This is a genomic window from Aeromonas sp., from assembly GCF_051657805.1.
Classification (GTDB): domain Bacteria; phylum Pseudomonadota; class Gammaproteobacteria; order Enterobacterales; family Aeromonadaceae; genus Aeromonas.
Window position 1 is genome coordinate 79,908 of the sequence record NZ_JBOFLJ010000024.1, and the last position, 15,519, is coordinate 95,426.

Below are 15,519 nucleotides of genomic sequence, written 5' to 3' on the forward strand. Positions count from 1 at the left end.
ACCACCACAGCCAACTCAACATCGACGACCGCCCATGACAAGGGAAGATGATGAGCCATTGGCCCACTCGGTCTGCGAAATGATGAGAGTCCGTTGTTCTCCCTGATACCGGAGCCTAACCGGTATTAAAGAAACCATGCCCTAGCAGTGTCTGTCGTTTCTGCGTGCCTCGCCCTATAGGCGCGTGATCCTCCGGGTTCTGGCGGCCTCTTGCCTGCGCAGGGTTACCCTTGGATCGGCGCGGAGTGTACACATTTACCGCGGCCAGTGACAATAAAAAATCGCGTAAAAAAATCGGTGTTTGCCGCTCGTTCAGATCCGGCTGTCAGCCACGCGGGCTCTGGGATGGCGCATCATGACCCCCTTCATGATTTCCCCTGAAAATAACGAGTGAACAGCCTTTTTTCCCCGATGCCTTGCCAGTGCTGGGACGAGGTCATATCCGGCCACATCAGAACCGCTTATTCCTCCTTTAATTTGGAATTTTTATTCAAACATGACGCTTTCCCCTCGCCCGCGCCCCCGGGGAAACATTTCTGCATCCATTTTCACAAATGCGCCAAAAACTGCGCTGACGCAAAAAGCCGCGGGGCCGCTTTGGCCACAATAACCCCTCATCATCTGTCTGAGGCCTGCCAATGGATACCCTGCTTGAGCGTTTTCTGCGTTACCTGACTTTCCATACCCGCTCCGATGCGTGCAATCCCGCCTGCCCGAGCAGCGAGGGGCAGCGCCTCTTCGCCCGCGCCCTGCAGGGGGAGCTGCAGCAGCTTGGTCTGAGCCAGGTGATCCTGGATGACAACGGCTATCTCACCGCCTGCCTGCCGGGCAACCAGCCGGAGGCGCCGGCCATCGGCTTGATCGCCCACATGGACACCGCCGACTACGAGGCCGAGTTCGTGGTCCCCCAAATAGTCGAGAACTATCAGGGGGGGGATATCTGCCTCGGCAAGGGGGACGAGGTGCTGGCCATCCGCCAATACCGCTTCCTGAAGAACTACCTCGGCCAGGATCTCATCACCACGGACGGCACCACCTTGCTCGGCGCCGACGACAAGGCGGGGATCGCCGAGATCCTGACCGCCATCGACCACCTGCAGAACCACCCAGAGATCCCCCGCGGGGATCTCTGGGTCGGCTTCACCCCGGACGAGGAGCTCGGACGGGGCGCCGATCTCTTCCCGCTTGACAGATTCCCCGCCAGGTGGGCCTATACGGTCGACGGCGGTGAGCTCGGCGAGCTGGAATACGAGAACTTCAACGCCGCCAGCGCCACGGTGCGTTTTGTCGGCAACAACGTGCACCCCGGCACCGCCAAGGGGGGCATGATCAACAGCCAGACCCTGGCCGCCCGCTTCCACGCCGACATGCCGCAGGCACAGACCCCGGAGTGCACCGAGGGTTATGAGGGCTTCTTCCACCTGGCCCAGATGAACGGCACCGTGGAGGAGAGCACACTGCACTACATACTCCGCGACTTCGACGACGACGGCTTCGCTGCCCGCAAGGCCCAGCTCAAGGAGCGGGTCGCCTCCTTGCAACTGGACAACCCCAAGGCGCGCATCCAGCTCGAGATCACCGACAGCTACCGCAACATGCGCAGCCAGATAGAGCCGCACATGCACATCGTCGAGTTGGCCAAGGCCGCCATGGAGGCCGCCGACGTGGTGCCCAGGATCAAACCCATCCGCGGCGGCACCGACGGCGCCCGCCTCTCCTTTATGGGTCTGCCCTGCCCCAACCTCTTCACCGGTGGCCACAACTTCCACGGCAAGCACGAGTTCATCCCGCTGCAATCCATGGAGAAAGCGGTCAGCACCCTGGTGGAGCTGGTGCGACTCACCGCCGCCTGGCGAGGCTGAAACCGGCACGCTGATGGCAGGGCGAGTCCGTCGCCCTGCCATCAAACTGTCATCTCACTGCCACGAGGCAGGCACAGAAGGGGCGCACGCTGGGGCAAAGGATCAGTGGAGCCGCCCCATGTTCAACGTCGATACCCTGCTGCAACAGCACCTGCCCCAACTCAGCCGCCAGCCTCTGCTCCGACCCCTGTTCAGACGAGGGCTCGGCTGGCTGCTGCACGAGCAGGCCTTCCAGCACTTTGCCGAACACTACCCACACCTGCGCGGCCTCGACTTCATTGAGCAGGCCCTGGCGCAGCTCGATTTTGACTACAGAGTGAGCGAGAAGGAGCTGGAAAACATCCCCGCCAGCGGCCGGGTCATCCTGGTGGCGAACCACCCCATCGGATCCCTGGACGGGCTCTCCCTGCTGCGGCTCATAGGCCGGATCCGGCCGGACGTGAAGATAGTGGCCAACCGGCTGCTGGCCCAGATCGCGCCCCTGCGCCCGCTGCTGCTGCCGGTGGACAACCTGGGTGGCAAGACAGACAAGCAGGCCATCCTGGCCATGGGGGAGTATCTAACCCAGGGCGGCGCCCTCATCATCTTCCCGGCGGGGGAAGTCTCCCGCCTCGGCCCCAAGGGGGTGAAAGACGGCCCCTGGCAGGGGGGCTTCATCAAGCTGGCCAGACGCACCCATAGCCCCCTGGTGCCCGTCCATCTCAGCGGGCGCAACGGTGCGGGCTTCTATCTCACTTCCTGGTTCAACAAAGAGCTGGCGGGGCTCTTGCTGGTGAAGCAGCTGTTTCGCCAGCAAGGGGGGCGTATCCCCCTCACCATAGGGGAGCGCATTCCGCCGGCGAGTCTCGGCGAGTTGCCGGCCAGGACGGCGGCGAGCCTGGTGCGCAGCCACCTCTATCGCATCGGCCGGGGCAAGTCCGGCCGCCTGCAGACCGAGGCCCCCATCGCCTTGCCGGAGGAGCGCCGCCAGCTGAAAGATGCCATCGATGGCTGCGAGGTGCTGGGGCAGACCCCGGATGGCCAGCGGATCCTGCTCTATCGCCGCCACGAGCAGAGCCACTCGGTGATCCTGCGCGAACTCGGGCGCCTGCGGGAGATCGCCTTTCGGGCGGTGGGGGAAGGCTCGGGGCGGCGGCGGGACCTCGACGCCTTCGACGATGACTACCATCACCTCATCCTCTGGGACCCCGCCCGGCTCGACATAGTCGGGGCCTACCGCTTCATTCCGGTGGCCGAGCTGCTGGAGCGCAAAGGCCTTCCCGGCCTCTACAGTCACAGCCTGTTCGGCTTCGAGGACAAGTTGCTGCCCCGGCTGGAGCAGGCCATCGAGCTCGGCCGCAGCTTCATCCAGCCCGCCTACTGGGGCAAGAGGGGGCTCGATTACCTCTGGTTCGGCATCGGTGCCTACCTGGCCCGCTACCCTCGCTACCGCTACCTGTTCGGGCCAGTGTCACTCTCCGGCAGCCTGCCGCCCCAGGCCAAGGATCTGCTGGTGAGCTTCTATCGCCAGCACTTCGCCCCCGAGCTGGCGCAGGCCCCCTCCCGGCGCCCCTACCCGGCCACGCCCCCCTTGTTTGAGGGGCAGGATTACGGCGCCGATCTCAAGGTGCTCAAGGCCCGCCTCGACAACCTGGGCTGCGCCATCCCCACCCTCTACAAGCAGTATTCGGAGCTGTGCGAGCCGGGGGGCGTCCAGTTCATGGACTTTGGCATAGATCCGGCCTTCAACCACTGCATCGACGGCCTGGTGTGGGTGGATGTGAGCCGCATCAAGCCCCACAAGCGGGCCCGCTACATCGATCAGCCGTCCACCGCGCCATGACCTCTCGGCCCTGCAGCCGACGTGAACGTCCAAAAACACCAAGGGAGGCATCAGCCTCCCTTGTGTCGTCATGTTGCCGCGGCTCACTCTGCGGCGGGTTTGCGGTCCGAGTGCCCGAGATCCCGCTCGGGGGCTATGATGTCCCGCACCCGCTGCTTGATCTCCTTGGCCTCGGGGAAGCCCTCGTCCGCCACCCTGTCCCACACCTGGATCCCGTTGACCAGGATCTTGAACTCCCCCTTGCTGGCGGGCACCAGGGCCACCTCGCCGAGATCGCTATCGAAGGTGGAGAGCAGCTCCTGGGCCAGCCAGGCCGCCCGCAGCATCCAGCGGCAGAGGGTGCAGTAGCGGATCTCGATGCGGGGCTTGAGGATGAGGGGATCTGTCATTGGGTCACTCCGTGAAAATCCGCCAGCCAGTGGCAGGCGATGGCATTCATGGTGGTCTGGGGCAGCTCGAACAGGCCCGGGGGCGGCGTCTGGCGAGCCAGTTGATGCACCCCCTCGATGATCTCCGCCAGCACCAGGTAGACGTATTCGCCGATGACGGCGCCATGGACGAAGTTGACCGCCTCCCCCCGGTTGAGCAGGAAGATGGTGCTGCCATCCGGCCGGGTCAGGGCCAACACGTGGGGGCACACCTCGGCGCTCGGCCAGGAGAGCTGGGAGAGGCAGAACGCGAACTCGTCGTCGGCCGAGGTGACCGAGGCCAGCATGGCGCCGGGGCGCAGGGCCAGCAGATCCTCGATATCGAGGGAGCCGTTGCCGGTGGAGCAGATCACCAGCTCGGCCCGGCTGAGGGCCTCGGCCTTGTTCACCAGCTTGAAGCCGTGGGAGAGCGCCTCCACCTGGCGCAGGGCATCCGTCTCCACCAGCTCCAGGTGCAGGTTGCGACAGCGCAGCTCGCGGGCGATGCTGCGCCCCACCTTGCCATAGCCAAACAGGGCGGCCTGGCAGACGTTGAAGGTGCGCCTCAGGGTGCGGGCCAGGGATTCGGCGGAGTAGACCACGCTGAGGCCAATCTGGATATCTTCCGCCTGCTTGAGGGGACTGCGGGCCACCGATACCACGGGAGCGGCCAGGGGCTCCTGCTCGTAGCGCTGATGGCCGTTCTCGGTCATCTCCACCACCCCGATGAAACGTTCACCGAAGTGCTCTGCCAGGATGGACTGGGTCCTGGCGAAGTAGCCGCCGATGTCCAGAATGATGAGCCGCTCATGATCCTGGATCAGGGGGGCTATCTGGGCGATCACCTCGTCCGGATCCGAGGTCCAGTGGCGGTTGAGGGGAAGGACGGGGTAGTGCTGCTGGGCCCAGCTCAGGGTCGCTCCGTGTACCGACTTGGGTTTGGGCAAGATGGCGCCGACCCGCCCGACCCGGTCCAGCACCTGAATGAAATGGGGGCGATCGGGCAGCAGATGGGTCACCAGCAGGATACAGAGATCCTCGAGGCGCGGCTGCTCGATGAAATGGCGAAAAAACAGATGCTCAGATCCTTGACTGCGCAACTGTGGCCTCCTTAGTGTGCCGCAAGCATGCAGGCAAACAGAACCCGGCCAAGCCGGGTTCTGTGTGTGTCCAGATAATTGAAAATCCTTTTTATCCGAAACCACTATGGGGCTCAATCTTTATCTGTGCAGACTATGACCGGCCATGCAAATTAAGGGGTAATAGACTGTTTTTCATGCAAAAATCAGTAGAGTGAGGCCTCGGGCCAGACCCACCACAGACTCAGTCCGGCACCGACTCCCGCCACCAGGATCAGCAGACCCCAGCGGGCCAGCCAGGGCTTGCTGCGCAATGCCCACTCCAGCAGGGGCAGCAGCCAGACCGGCAGCAGCACCACGAGAGGCACTTCCACGTATTGCCAGGCCAGCATCTGCACGAAGGCGAGCGCCAACCCCAGGGCCGCCGGGGACGTGGTGACACCGGCGAAGACCCCGAGCAGGGCGCGGAAGCCGGCGAACGCCGCCAGGGCCCCGGCGAGCTGGGCGATGAGCAGGCTGCCATCGATGCCGATGACCAGCGCCAGCCAGATGAAGCCGAGGGCAAAGCCAAGCCCCTCTGCGCCATCACCCCGCCACCCCGCCCAGCCAAACCAGGCGATGGCGGGCAAGAGCGCCAACCAGATGCGCGGCTCGCTGGCGATAACCGTCGCCAACCCCTGCCACCATACCAGGGCCCCCAGAGCCGCAAACAGCAGCAGGGCGGCGCGCTTGTCCTCAACCTGGGCCGCGATGGCGGGCACCAGCAGGGTCAGGGGCAGCCATTGCCACGCCTTGACCGGCAACCCGTAGGCGCCGCCGAGCAGGCAGCCCACCAGCCAGAGGGCCAGGGCACCCCACAGATACCCCAGCCGTGGCCAGCGCCATGACAGCAAAGCGGCCCCCAAGGGAGCCGCCAGGGTTTGCAACAGGAGTGCTGCGCCCATTACTTGCGCACACCTTCGACGAACAGGTTGATGCCCATCTCGTCAGGGATGCCGGGCAGCATGTAGTTCACGCCAAAGTCACTGCGCTTGATGGTGGTGGTGGCGTTGAAGCCGCTGCGGTAGCCGCCCCAGGGATCCTTGCCCTCACCGATGTGGACCAGCTCGAACGCCACCGGCTTAGCGACGCCGTGCAGGGTCAGGGTGCCCTTGAGCACGCCCTTGTCCTTGGTGCCTTCATAGCCGGTGCTGACGAAGGTCATCTTGGGGTACTGTTTCACGTCCAGGAAGTCCGGGCTGCGCAGGTGCTTGTCACGGGCCTCGTGGTTGGAGTCCACGCTGGCGGCATCGATCTCGAAGCTCGCCTTGGCCGCGGCCGGGTTGGCCTCGTCCATGCTGAAGGTGCCGCTGAAGGTGTTGAAACGGCCCACCAGTTCGGAGAAGCCCAGGTGGCCCACCTTGAACTGGACTGTGGTATGCGCCGCATCCACGTCGTAATCGGCCGCCATCAGGGGTGCCGTCATAAACAGGCAGGAAGCCAGCAGGGCCTTGGTCATTTTCATTCCAGTCGTTCCTTCAATTAGGGTTCACATTGGTACCCGACATGCTAACCTCCGAACAGGAATGGATAATCACCGATTTATTAAAATAATTATCAACCGAGAGTGGAATATGGACCAGATAGCCGCCATGCGCACCTTCATCAAGGTGGTGGAGTGTCAGAGTTTTACCAAGGCCGCCCACCAGCTCGGCATCTCGGTGGCCATGACTTCCAAGCTGATGCAGCAGCTCGAGGAGTCCCTCTCCACCCGGCTGCTGTCCCGCACCACCCGCCAGGTCAACCCGACCGAGGCGGGCCAGTTCTACTACCAGCGCTCCCTGGCCCTGCTGGCGGAGCTGGAAGAGACCCACAGCCAGCTCACCCACAACAACCAGCAGCCCCAGGGCACCCTCAAGCTGTCGGTGCCCATGGACTTCGGCTATTTGCACCTCTCCCCCGCCCTGCCGCTCTTCCATGAGCGCTTCCCCGAGCTCAAGCTGGACATTGAGTACAGCGACCGGCGGGTGGCCCTGGTGGAAGAGGGCTTCGATCTCGCGCTGCGCATCGGCAACCTGCCGGACTCCTCCCTGGTGGCCAAGCCGCTCGCCATGATGAAGCTGGAGCTGTGCGCCAGCCCGGACTACCTGGCAAGACGCGGCACTCCCAGGACCCCAGAGGATCTCAAGCAGCACGACTGCCTCATCTACACCCTGACCCAACCAGACTGGGTATTCAAACGGGATGGGGAGCAAGTCAACGTGCGCCCGCAGGGACCCCTTCGGGCCAACAACGGGGTGGTGCTGACCCGGGCCGCCTGCAATCACATGGGGATCATCTGGCAGCCCACCTTCATCGTCGGGGATGCCCTGCGCTCGGGGGAGCTGGTGTCGCTCCTGCCCGAGTGGAACAAGGGGCAGATCGGGCTCTATGCCCTCTACCCCCACCGCCGCTTCGTCTCCGCCAAGGTGCGCTGCTTCATCGAGTTCGTGCAGGAGCGCTACCTCGCCCCCCACTATTGGGACCGGGAGGAATAAGGGATCAAATGGCAGCGAGGCCGATGTTCAGGACTTGGTTTGGGAGTCGCTCTGAGCTGCGGCCGGCACGGGCAGTTCGGCCACCAGCAACTGCTCGCTCAGGGTCAGTTGCCAGCGCGGCAGGCGGCGCTGCAAGGCGGCGAACTGATCGCCCTCCAGCACATAGGGCAGGCTGATGTGCAGGCAGTGGCAGTCCAGCATGCCCGCCAGTTGCAGGGTCAGGACAAGGTTGGCCTCATCCGTCTTGTGTTTGTTGATGCGCTTGCCGAGCTCGTGGCGAAAGTGAGTCTCGGGATCCTGGGTCATCGCCTGCCAGCCGTAGCCGAACAGCGGAATGAAGGCGCTGACGATGCCAAGGGCGGTGAGCGGCTGCTTGGGGGGATGATAGAGGGCGTTGAGATCCAGCAGTATGGGGCTTAGATGCCGCTCACGACTACCGGATAAAATATTATTACTCATTGGATAACCTTGTTGATTCCTCTAGACTTCGCCGCATCTTTGACCCGACATGCCAACGAGGTGCTGATGCTAAGCGATATCGAGATCTCCCGCCAGTCCCCCCGCCTGCACATCGACGAACTGACCCGGCGGCTCGCCATCCCGCCGCACCTGATCCACCCCCATGGCCACCACAAGGCCAAACTCAGCCTGGCCCTGCTCAAAGAGCCCCCGAAGAAGCATGGCAAGCTGGTGCTGGTGAGCGCCATCACCCCGACGCCCCTCGGGGAGGGCAAGACGGTGACCACGATCGGCCTCTCCATGGGGCTCAACCACATCGGTCAGCCCAGCATAGCCACCATACGCCAGCCGAGTCTCGGCCCCGTGTTCGGGGTCAAGGGGGGAGCCGCCGGCGGTGGTCACGCCCAGGTGGTGCCCATGGAGGAGATGAACCTGCACCTGACCGGGGACTTCCACGCCCTGGCCGCCGCCCACAACCTGGCCGCCGCCGCTCTGGACGCCCGCCTGTTCCACGAGCAGAAGCTCGGCGATGAGTTTACCCCCAGAACCGGGCTGGCCCGCCTCGATATCGATGCCACCCACATCCTCTGGCCGCGCACCCTGGACATGAACGACCGCGCCCTGCGCCACCTGACCATAGGCCAGGGCGGCCCGGCCGATGGCGTCGAGCGCCAGGATAGCTTCGTCATCACCGCCGCCTCCGAGCTGATGGCCATACTGGCGCTGGCCAGGGATCTCAAGGATCTGCGCGAGCGCATCGGCCGCATCCAGCTCGCCCTGGATCTGCGCGGCAATCCCATTACCGCCGAACAGCTTGAAGTGGCGGGGGCCATGACGGTGCTGCTCAAGGATGCCCTGCAACCCACCCTGATGCAGACCACGGAGCAGACCCCGGTGCTGGTGCACGCCGGCCCCTTCGCCAACATCGCCCATGGCAACTCCTCGGTCATCGCCGATCGCATGGCGCTGGCGCTCACCGATTACGTGGTGACGGAGGCGGGCTTTGGCTCCGACATGGGACTGGAGAAGTTCTTCAACATCAAGCATCGCCAGTCCGGCATTCCCCCCTCCTGCGTGGTGCTGGTGGCGACGGTGCGCAGCCTCAAGGCCAACAGCGGCCTGCTCGACATCCGTCCGGGCCAGCCCCTGCCGACGAGCCTGCAGGATGAGGATCTGCCGACCCTGCGCCAGGGCTGTGCCAACCTCGCCTGGCACATTCGCAACGCCCGCCGCTACGGGGTGCCCGTGGTGGTGGCCATCAACCGCTTCCCGAGCGACAGCCCGGCCGAGCTGGCCCTGCTGGAGGAGGAGGCGCGACGTGCGGGTGCCTGTGGCGTGGCCCTGTCGGAGGCCTTCACCCGAGGCGGCGCCGGGGCAAGCGAGCTGGCCCGCGCCGTGGTCGAAGCCTGCGCGCAACCTAGCGAGGTTCAACTGCTCTACCCCGATGCCATGAGCCTGGACGCCAAGCTCGCCACCCTGGTGGAGTGCGGCTATGGCGGCCGTGGCGTCACCCTCTCTGACAAGGCCCGGACACAGCTGGCGGCCCTCTCCAAAGCGGGTTGGGACCATCTGCCGGTCTGCATGGCCAAGACGCCGCTGTCGCTGAGTCACGACCCCGCCCTCAAGGGGGTGCCCACGGACTTCGAGGTACCCATCGAGGAGGTGCGGCTCTGCGCCGGCGCCGGCTTCGTCTACGCCCTGGCCGGCCCTATCATGACCATGCCGGGGCTCGGCAGCCTGCCCGCCTACCGTCATATCGATATCGACGACGACGGCGATATCGTCGGACTGAGCTGAGTCATGGCTTCAGCAGCCTGCCCCCGGTTACCCGTCATATCGATATCGACGACGACGGTGAGATAGTGGGGTTGAGCTGAGTTTCATCAGCCTGCCCCCGGTTACCCACCATATCGATATCGACGACGACGGTGAGATAGTGGGGTTGAGCTGAGTTTCAGCAGCCTGCCCCCGGTTACCCACCATATCGATATCGACGACGATGGCGACATCGTGGGGCTGAGCCCATAACGGCCTGCCGTGCTGCCGGCTCACAAAACAAAAGACCCCGCCGATTGGCGGGGTCTTTACTATGACAAGCAGAACGATATCAGTAGTGGAAGCGCCCCAGCTTGCTCATCACCGCCTCGGTCAGGCCGTGCATCTGCTGGCTCTGGGCATCCAGCTCCCGGGCGACCCGGGTCGAGGCGCTGGCCGCCTCGTGGATGTTGCTGACGTTGTGGTTGATCTCCTCGCTCACCTTGGACTGCTGCTCGGCGGCGCTCGCTATCTGGGTCGCCATGTCGCCGATGCGATCGGCGGCCTGCACTATGGTCGCAAGCTCCCGCACCGCCTGCTCCGCATCCTCGAGCGCCACACTGCTCAGATGGCGCCCCTCGGCCATGGTGTCCACCGCCTCGCTGGTGGTGTCCCTCAGCCTGTCGATCATCTGCTGGATCTCCTGGGTCGAGATCTGGGTCTTGGAGGCGAGCGCCCTCACCTCGTCCGCCACCACCGCAAAGCCACGCCCGTGCTCACCGGCCCGGGCGGCCTCGATGGCGGCGTTCAGTGCCAGCAGATTGGTCTGCTCCGAGATGGTCCGGATCACATCCAGGATGCTGCCTATCTGCAACCCCTGCTGCTGCAGGGCGGTGATCTTGTCCGACACCTCGCTCACCTGGCTGCTGAGCTGACGAATGCCGTTGGCGGAGGCGCTCACCACCTGCTGCCCCTTGTGCACCGCGTGGCGCGTCTCGTCTACCGCCTCCGCCGTGATCTGGGCGCTGCTGGCGACCGAGTCCGCCGTCGAGGACATCTGATGCACCGCCGTGGCCACCAGCTCCACCTGCTCCAGCTGCTGCTGACTGCTGGCCAGCCCCTGCTGGGCCTGGCGGGTCGAGGCCACCGCCGCCTGCTGCAACTCGTGCACACTGGTGGCGGTGTCACTCACTATGCCCTGCACGGTGGCGACGAACTGGTTGATCCCCTTGGCCAAGGCTCCGGTCTCGTCCCGTCGGTTCTGATCCAGGCGCTGAGTGAGATCCCCCCCCGCGCTGGAGAGGCGGGACACCATACGCGCCGTCTGCTGCACCGGCCGGGAGATGGAGCCCGCCGCCAGGGCGATACCGACGAGGCCCGCCCCCGCCACCAGCATGCCCACCAGCAACTGGGTCCAGAGCCCGCGACTGAAGTCACTGGCCCTGGCCTGGGCCAGCTGTTCATACTGGGCATAGAGGGCGCTGCTTGGCACCTCAATGGCGATCCCCCAGGCCTGCTTCACCTTGTTGAGGCGGATGGGGGAGAAGACGCTCAACCCCGCGTCGCTCTCCGCCATCCCGGCTTCGGCACGCCGCAGTTGAGCCAGCAGATCCGCATCCTGCAGCCGTTTCCCCACGTGGTCGCCGTCACCGGAGTCGGCGGCGATGATCCCCATGGGGCTGATGATGCGCACCCTCCCCTGGCCGTCGAATACCCGCTGGCTGATGCCGTCGGCGAGGCGCTGCAGATAGTTCAGGGAGTAGTCGACCCCCACCATGCCGAGGTAGTTGCCTCCGTCCAGCACGGGCACCACGAAGGAGGTGAGCAGGGTCGGCTGGCCGTTGACCTGATAGACGGAGGGGTCGACCGCACAGCTCGCCTTGCTCTCCTGGGGGCAGAGGTACCACTCGGAGGCCCGGATCCCGGTGGCGCTCGGCGTCTTGCTGTAGAAGTCCCCGAGGGGCTTGAGGGCAAAGCCCGCCGCCCCGCGGCTCCAGTAGGGGGCGAAGTTGCCGGAGGCCTGGCTGTGCTGGCTGCCCCCCTGATAGAGCTCATCCAGGCCGTCGAAGCGATTCGCCTCCCAGCCGCTGTAGATGCTGAGGAAGTCAGGGTTGCGATCGCCTATGTCCTTGAGCAGGGCGGTCACCGCCTCCCGATCCAGGGGCTTGCTCTGATGGACGTTGCCCGCCAGCAGGGCTGCCAGGGTTTCGGCCGCATCCAGCGCCAGCTCGAAGGAGCGCGCCACCTCGCTCGCCTGACCGTCCGCCAGGGTCAGCAGCCACTGCCCCGACTGCTGGCGGGCGCTGTCATGGCTCTCCTGCTGGATCCGAGCCTGCATGCCGGACAGGGAGAGGTAGCCGTATCCCACCACGCTGAGGACGGTAGCCAGCAGGATGCAGCCGGCGAAGAACATGACTTGATATTTGATGGAACGAAACATGACGAAGGAGCGTCTCCAGGGCCAAAAAAGGCAGGCATCATAAGGGCTGATCCGGGCGGCGTGAACTCACCACGGTGAATTTCATCGCCGTTTTGTGAGCGGCGCCAAATGAGATGTGGCAAAGAGTGGGAATAGACAGATAAAGAACAAGGTCAAATACGACCCGTGCAGCACATTGAGCCGCCGCACCGGAAGGGAAGCCCGCAGACGAGGAGGCCCCGCCAACGGGCGGGGCCTCCCTTATAGGTTGTACCAGGCGCCCGTCAGAGGCTGAAGCGCTGGGTCATGTGGTGCAAGGAGGTCGCCAGCTTGCTGAGCTCGATGCAGGCCTGGGCGGTCTGCTGGGCCCCCAGGGCGTTCTCGTCCGCGGCGTTGTGGATGTTGACGATGCTGCGGTTGAGCTCCTCCGTCACCGCATTCTGCTCCTCGGTCGCGGTGGCGATCAGGGTGTTCATGTCGGTGATCTGGGTGACGGCACCATTGATGCTGTCGATGCTGTTGCCCGCTTCACGCGCCAGCCCGACGCTGTTCTGCATCTGCTGTCGGCTCAGCTGCATGGCGTTGCCCGCCTCGGCGGTGCGCTCCTGCAGCACCTCGATCATCTTGCTGATCTCGGCGGTGGAATTCTGGGTGCGCTGGGCCAGGGAGCGAACCTCATCGGCGACCACCGCGAAACCGCGACCCTGCTCGCCGGCACGGGCCGCCTCGATGGCGGCGTTCAGCGCCAGCAGGTTGGTCTGCTCGGCGATGCCGCGAATGACGTCCAGCACCATGCTGATGTTGGTGCTGTCCTGCTCCAGCTGTTGCACCACGCTGCCCGCCTGCTCAATCTGCAGGGAGACCTGCTCTATGCTGCCGATGGCGCGGCCCACCACCCGATGACCCTCACCCGAGGTCTGGGAGGCAGCCTTGGCGGCGCTCATGGCGTCCGTGGTGTTGCGGGCCACCTCGTGCACGGTGGACTGCATCTCGTTCATGGCGGTCGCCACCTGGGAGACCTCGTTCTGCTGGCTGGCCATGCCCTTGGCGGACTGCTCGGAGATGGCGCTCACCTCCTCCACCGCGCTGCTGAGCTGGCTCACCGAGCCGGCTATCTCGCTCACCAGATCCGCGAGGGATCCCTGCATGCGATCGATGGCGGTGCCGAGCTGACCCAGTTCGTCACGTTTGAAGCGGTTGCCGCGGATCCACTCCTGCAGCTCACCCTTGCCGAGATCGCCGCCGGCGATGCGCTGGGCCTGACGGGCCAGCATCACCAGGGGATCCCGGATCTGGCGGGTCAGCACCACGGAGAGCACGGTGACCAGGCCAAGGCCCAGCACCAGGGAGAGGATGATGCTCAGCCTGGCGCTGTCAAAGGCTCCCACCACCTCGGCGCGGGAGTTGACGGAGTAACCGTGGTTGATGCGGATGAGCTCGGCCACCGACTTGGACAAGGTGATGTAGAGATTGACCCCCTCGCTCATGAAGATGCGCTGGGCCTCTGCCATCTGGCCGCTGTCCTGCATCTGCTTGATGCGCTGGTGCAGGGCGACGTACTTGCTCCAGTCCGCCTTGACGATGTCGAAGGCGCGGCGCTCTTCCACATCCTCCGCCCAGATGGTGGCATCGTGGGCCGCGACCTGCCGATCGGCTTCCCGCAGGCTCTGCTCGCTGGCATCGCGATAATGGGCCTTCTGCTGGGGGTCATCCGCCACCAGGAACACATCCAGTTCATAGCGGCGCAGGGCATTGATGGTCTCCCCCAGGGTGCTGGTGCGCACCACGGCAGGCAGGATGCTGTCGGTGAAACCGGTGGCGGCCCGGTTCATGTTGCCAAACTGCAGCAGCGAGAAGCCGCCGATGAAGGCCATCATCAGGCCGAGCACCGCAAAACCGGCGGTGAGTTTCTTACCTATCGTCATGGTACTGGGGTTCATGGCATGTCCTGCAATGGGTGATTAACTGGCATCCGTCTTCTGGGTTGTGCCCTCCTGGCACGAAACACGATAGCTGCCATCCATTGCAGTAGATAAAGCGCCCCGCCTCGCTGAAACGGGGGCACCAGGACCTTGGGCTCGCAGGTCCTGGTCGAAACGGGTCATCGCCGCGAGAGCATCCTGTGCTTGGCAGAGATCACTCGCCGGCATGGAGAGCTATATCGACCCGATGCAGCCATGCCTTTAGGCGTTTTTTGATTAAAATTCAGCACAAAATAGCGAAGGGGAATAAAGATGAGGCATGCCGTGATGGCATGCCTCTGGCTGATCAGCCTTTCAGACCGCCCAGAAACTCGGCGCGAGTGTCCGGCTGGGTCTTGAATACCCCACCGAGGGAGGTGGTGGTGGTATAGGAGGTGGAGTCCATCACGCCGCGCGCCTTCACGCAGTAGTGGGTCGCCTTGATGCTGATGGCCACATCCCGGGTGCCGAGCAGGGTCTGCAGCGCCAGCAGGATCTGCTGGGTGAGACGCTCCTGCACCTGGGGACGGCGGGCGAAGAACTGGACGATGCGGTTGATCTTCGACAGGCCGATCACCTTGCCACGGGGGATATAGGCCACGTGGGCCAGCCCGTCTATGGTGACGAAGTGGTGTTCGCAGGTGCTGGTGAGGCTGATGTCCCGCACCATGATCATCTCGTCCACCTTCATCTTGTTCTCGATCACCGTCACCTTGGGGAAGGTGGCGTAGTCGAGGCCGGAGAAGATCTCGTTCACGTACATCTTGGCGATGCGGTGCGGCGTCTCCGCCAGGCTGTCATCGGCAAGATCCAGCCCCAGCGTCTCCATGATGGCACGCATGTGGCCTTCGATATTCTCTCTCTTCTGTTGGCTGTCCAGTGTATTGGCCACTAGCGGTGTCTCGAGACCCTCGGCCTCAAGAGCAGCCCTGACCAACAGGGCTTCCTGACTCAAATTCGTCATCGTCTTTCTCTCCCACGCTCAGGGACTGTGATGGTCGCCGTCTGTTGCGGCGGCATTCTACTGTGGCGCAATCTTACAGGGCGATTATTGTCATAATTCGAACTAACTCAAGCCCGGTACCTGACTTTATGTCAATCCGTCGTGTTTTACCCGCCTGTCACCCTGCCCGGATGGGGAGGCCGGCCGTGAATACCGCCCCAACCTCGCGGGCCGTCACCCCACGGGATCACGCCAGGGCCCTTAATCCCGACGCCGACCTGCCCAAGGGGCCACTT

Annotated in this window: 12 protein-coding genes; 4 read left to right on the top strand and 8 right to left on the bottom strand. The window is 64.3% G+C overall.

Annotated features, from left to right (window positions below; genetic code table 11):
- The first annotated feature begins 638 nt into the window (after nt 1-638).
- On the top strand, nt 639-1,862 hold the full coding sequence (gene pepT / locus ACRCYW_RS09425) for a peptidase T (RefSeq protein WP_438549861.1): 1,224 nt from the start codon (nt 639-641) through the stop codon (nt 1,860-1,862).
- Nucleotides 1,863-1,980: 118 nt separating this feature from the next.
- Complete coding sequence (locus tag ACRCYW_RS09430) at nt 1,981-3,684, top strand: lysophospholipid acyltransferase family protein (RefSeq protein ID WP_438549862.1); 1,704 nt, start codon at nt 1,981-1,983, stop codon at nt 3,682-3,684.
- 83 nt (nt 3,685-3,767) lie between these two features.
- Here ACRCYW_RS09430 and ACRCYW_RS09435 read toward each other — a convergent pair whose 3' ends face one another.
- The 4 genes from ACRCYW_RS09435 to ACRCYW_RS09450 form a co-directional block, all read right to left on the bottom strand.
- Nucleotides 3,768-4,073 (bottom strand): SelT/SelW/SelH family protein, encoded by a 306-nt coding sequence (locus ACRCYW_RS09435; RefSeq protein WP_438549863.1) that lies wholly within the window; start codon nt 4,071-4,073, stop codon nt 3,768-3,770.
- On the bottom strand, nt 4,070-5,191 hold the full coding sequence (locus ACRCYW_RS09440) for an adenosylhomocysteinase (protein WP_438549864.1): 1,122 nt from the start codon (nt 5,189-5,191) through the stop codon (nt 4,070-4,072). Before ACRCYW_RS09440 ends, ACRCYW_RS09435 begins: the two co-directional genes overlap by 4 nt.
- A 185-nt stretch (nt 5,192-5,376) precedes the next feature.
- Complete coding sequence (locus ACRCYW_RS09445; RefSeq protein WP_438549865.1) at nt 5,377-6,114, bottom strand: hypothetical protein; 738 nt, start codon at nt 6,112-6,114, stop codon at nt 5,377-5,379.
- On the bottom strand, nt 6,114-6,674 hold the full coding sequence (locus ACRCYW_RS09450) for a YceI family protein (protein WP_438549866.1): 561 nt from the start codon (nt 6,672-6,674) through the stop codon (nt 6,114-6,116). Before ACRCYW_RS09450 ends, ACRCYW_RS09445 begins: the two co-directional genes overlap by 1 nt.
- Nucleotides 6,675-6,783: 109 nt before the next feature.
- On the opposite strand from ACRCYW_RS09450, the gene ACRCYW_RS09455 reads away from it, so the two are divergent.
- On the top strand, nt 6,784-7,686 hold the full coding sequence (locus ACRCYW_RS09455) for a LysR family transcriptional regulator (RefSeq protein ID WP_438549867.1): 903 nt from the start codon (nt 6,784-6,786) through the stop codon (nt 7,684-7,686).
- A 27-nt stretch (nt 7,687-7,713) separates the two neighbouring features.
- Here ACRCYW_RS09455 and ACRCYW_RS09460 read toward each other — a convergent pair whose 3' ends face one another.
- Complete coding sequence (locus ACRCYW_RS09460; RefSeq protein ID WP_438549868.1) at nt 7,714-8,145, bottom strand: hypothetical protein; 432 nt, start codon at nt 8,143-8,145, stop codon at nt 7,714-7,716.
- Nucleotides 8,146-8,211: 66 nt separating this feature from the next.
- Between ACRCYW_RS09460 and ACRCYW_RS09465 the strand changes: the two genes are divergently transcribed.
- Nucleotides 8,212-9,942, top strand: coding sequence for a formate--tetrahydrofolate ligase (locus tag ACRCYW_RS09465; protein WP_438549869.1), 1,731 nt, complete (start codon nt 8,212-8,214; stop codon nt 9,940-9,942).
- Nucleotides 9,943-10,252: 310 nt separating this feature from the next.
- On the opposite strand, the gene ACRCYW_RS09470 is transcribed toward ACRCYW_RS09465, so the two are convergent.
- The 3 genes from ACRCYW_RS09470 to folE all read right to left on the bottom strand — a co-directional run bounded on the left by ACRCYW_RS09470 (nt 10,253) and on the right by folE (nt 15,244).
- Nucleotides 10,253-12,340 (bottom strand): methyl-accepting chemotaxis protein, encoded by a 2,088-nt coding sequence (locus tag ACRCYW_RS09470; RefSeq protein WP_438549870.1) that lies wholly within the window; start codon nt 12,338-12,340, stop codon nt 10,253-10,255.
- Between the two features lie 263 nt (nt 12,341-12,603).
- Nucleotides 12,604-14,259 (bottom strand): methyl-accepting chemotaxis protein, encoded by a 1,656-nt coding sequence (locus tag ACRCYW_RS09475; RefSeq protein WP_438549871.1) that lies wholly within the window; start codon nt 14,257-14,259, stop codon nt 12,604-12,606.
- Nucleotides 14,260-14,587: 328 nt separating this feature from the next.
- Nucleotides 14,588-15,244 carry a GTP cyclohydrolase I FolE gene (folE, locus tag ACRCYW_RS09480; RefSeq protein WP_438549872.1) on the bottom strand — a complete coding sequence of 219 codons (657 nt, stop codon included), beginning with the start codon at nt 15,242-15,244 and terminating at the stop codon, nt 14,588-14,590.
- Nucleotides 15,245-15,519 lie beyond the last annotated feature (275 nt).

Bases quoted from the DNA above. Each gene is read 5' to 3' on its own strand.
- pepT (WP_438549861.1), top strand. From the start codon at position 639: ATGGATACCCTGCTTGAGCGTTTTCTGCGTTACCTGACTTTCCATACC.
- ACRCYW_RS09430 (WP_438549862.1), top strand. From the start codon at position 1,981: ATGTTCAACGTCGATACCCTGCTGCAACAGCACCTGCCCCAACTCAGC.
- ACRCYW_RS09435 (WP_438549863.1), bottom strand. From the start codon at position 4,073: ATGACAGATCCCCTCATCCTCAAGCCCCGCATCGAGATCCGCTACTGC.
- ACRCYW_RS09445 (WP_438549865.1), bottom strand. From the start codon at position 6,114: ATGGGCGCAGCACTCCTGTTGCAAACCCTGGCGGCTCCCTTGGGGGCC.
- ACRCYW_RS09450 (WP_438549866.1), bottom strand. From the start codon at position 6,674: ATGAAAATGACCAAGGCCCTGCTGGCTTCCTGCCTGTTTATGACGGCA.
- ACRCYW_RS09455 (WP_438549867.1), top strand. From the start codon at position 6,784: ATGGACCAGATAGCCGCCATGCGCACCTTCATCAAGGTGGTGGAGTGT.
- ACRCYW_RS09460 (WP_438549868.1), bottom strand. From the start codon at position 8,145: ATGAGTAATAATATTTTATCCGGTAGTCGTGAGCGGCATCTAAGCCCC.
- ACRCYW_RS09465 (WP_438549869.1), top strand. From the start codon at position 8,212: ATGCTAAGCGATATCGAGATCTCCCGCCAGTCCCCCCGCCTGCACATC.
- ACRCYW_RS09470 (WP_438549870.1), bottom strand. From the start codon at position 12,340: ATGTTTCGTTCCATCAAATATCAAGTCATGTTCTTCGCCGGCTGCATC.
- ACRCYW_RS09475 (WP_438549871.1), bottom strand. From the start codon at position 14,259: ATGAACCCCAGTACCATGACGATAGGTAAGAAACTCACCGCCGGTTTT.
- folE (WP_438549872.1), bottom strand. From the start codon at position 15,244: ATGACGAATTTGAGTCAGGAAGCCCTGTTGGTCAGGGCTGCTCTTGAG.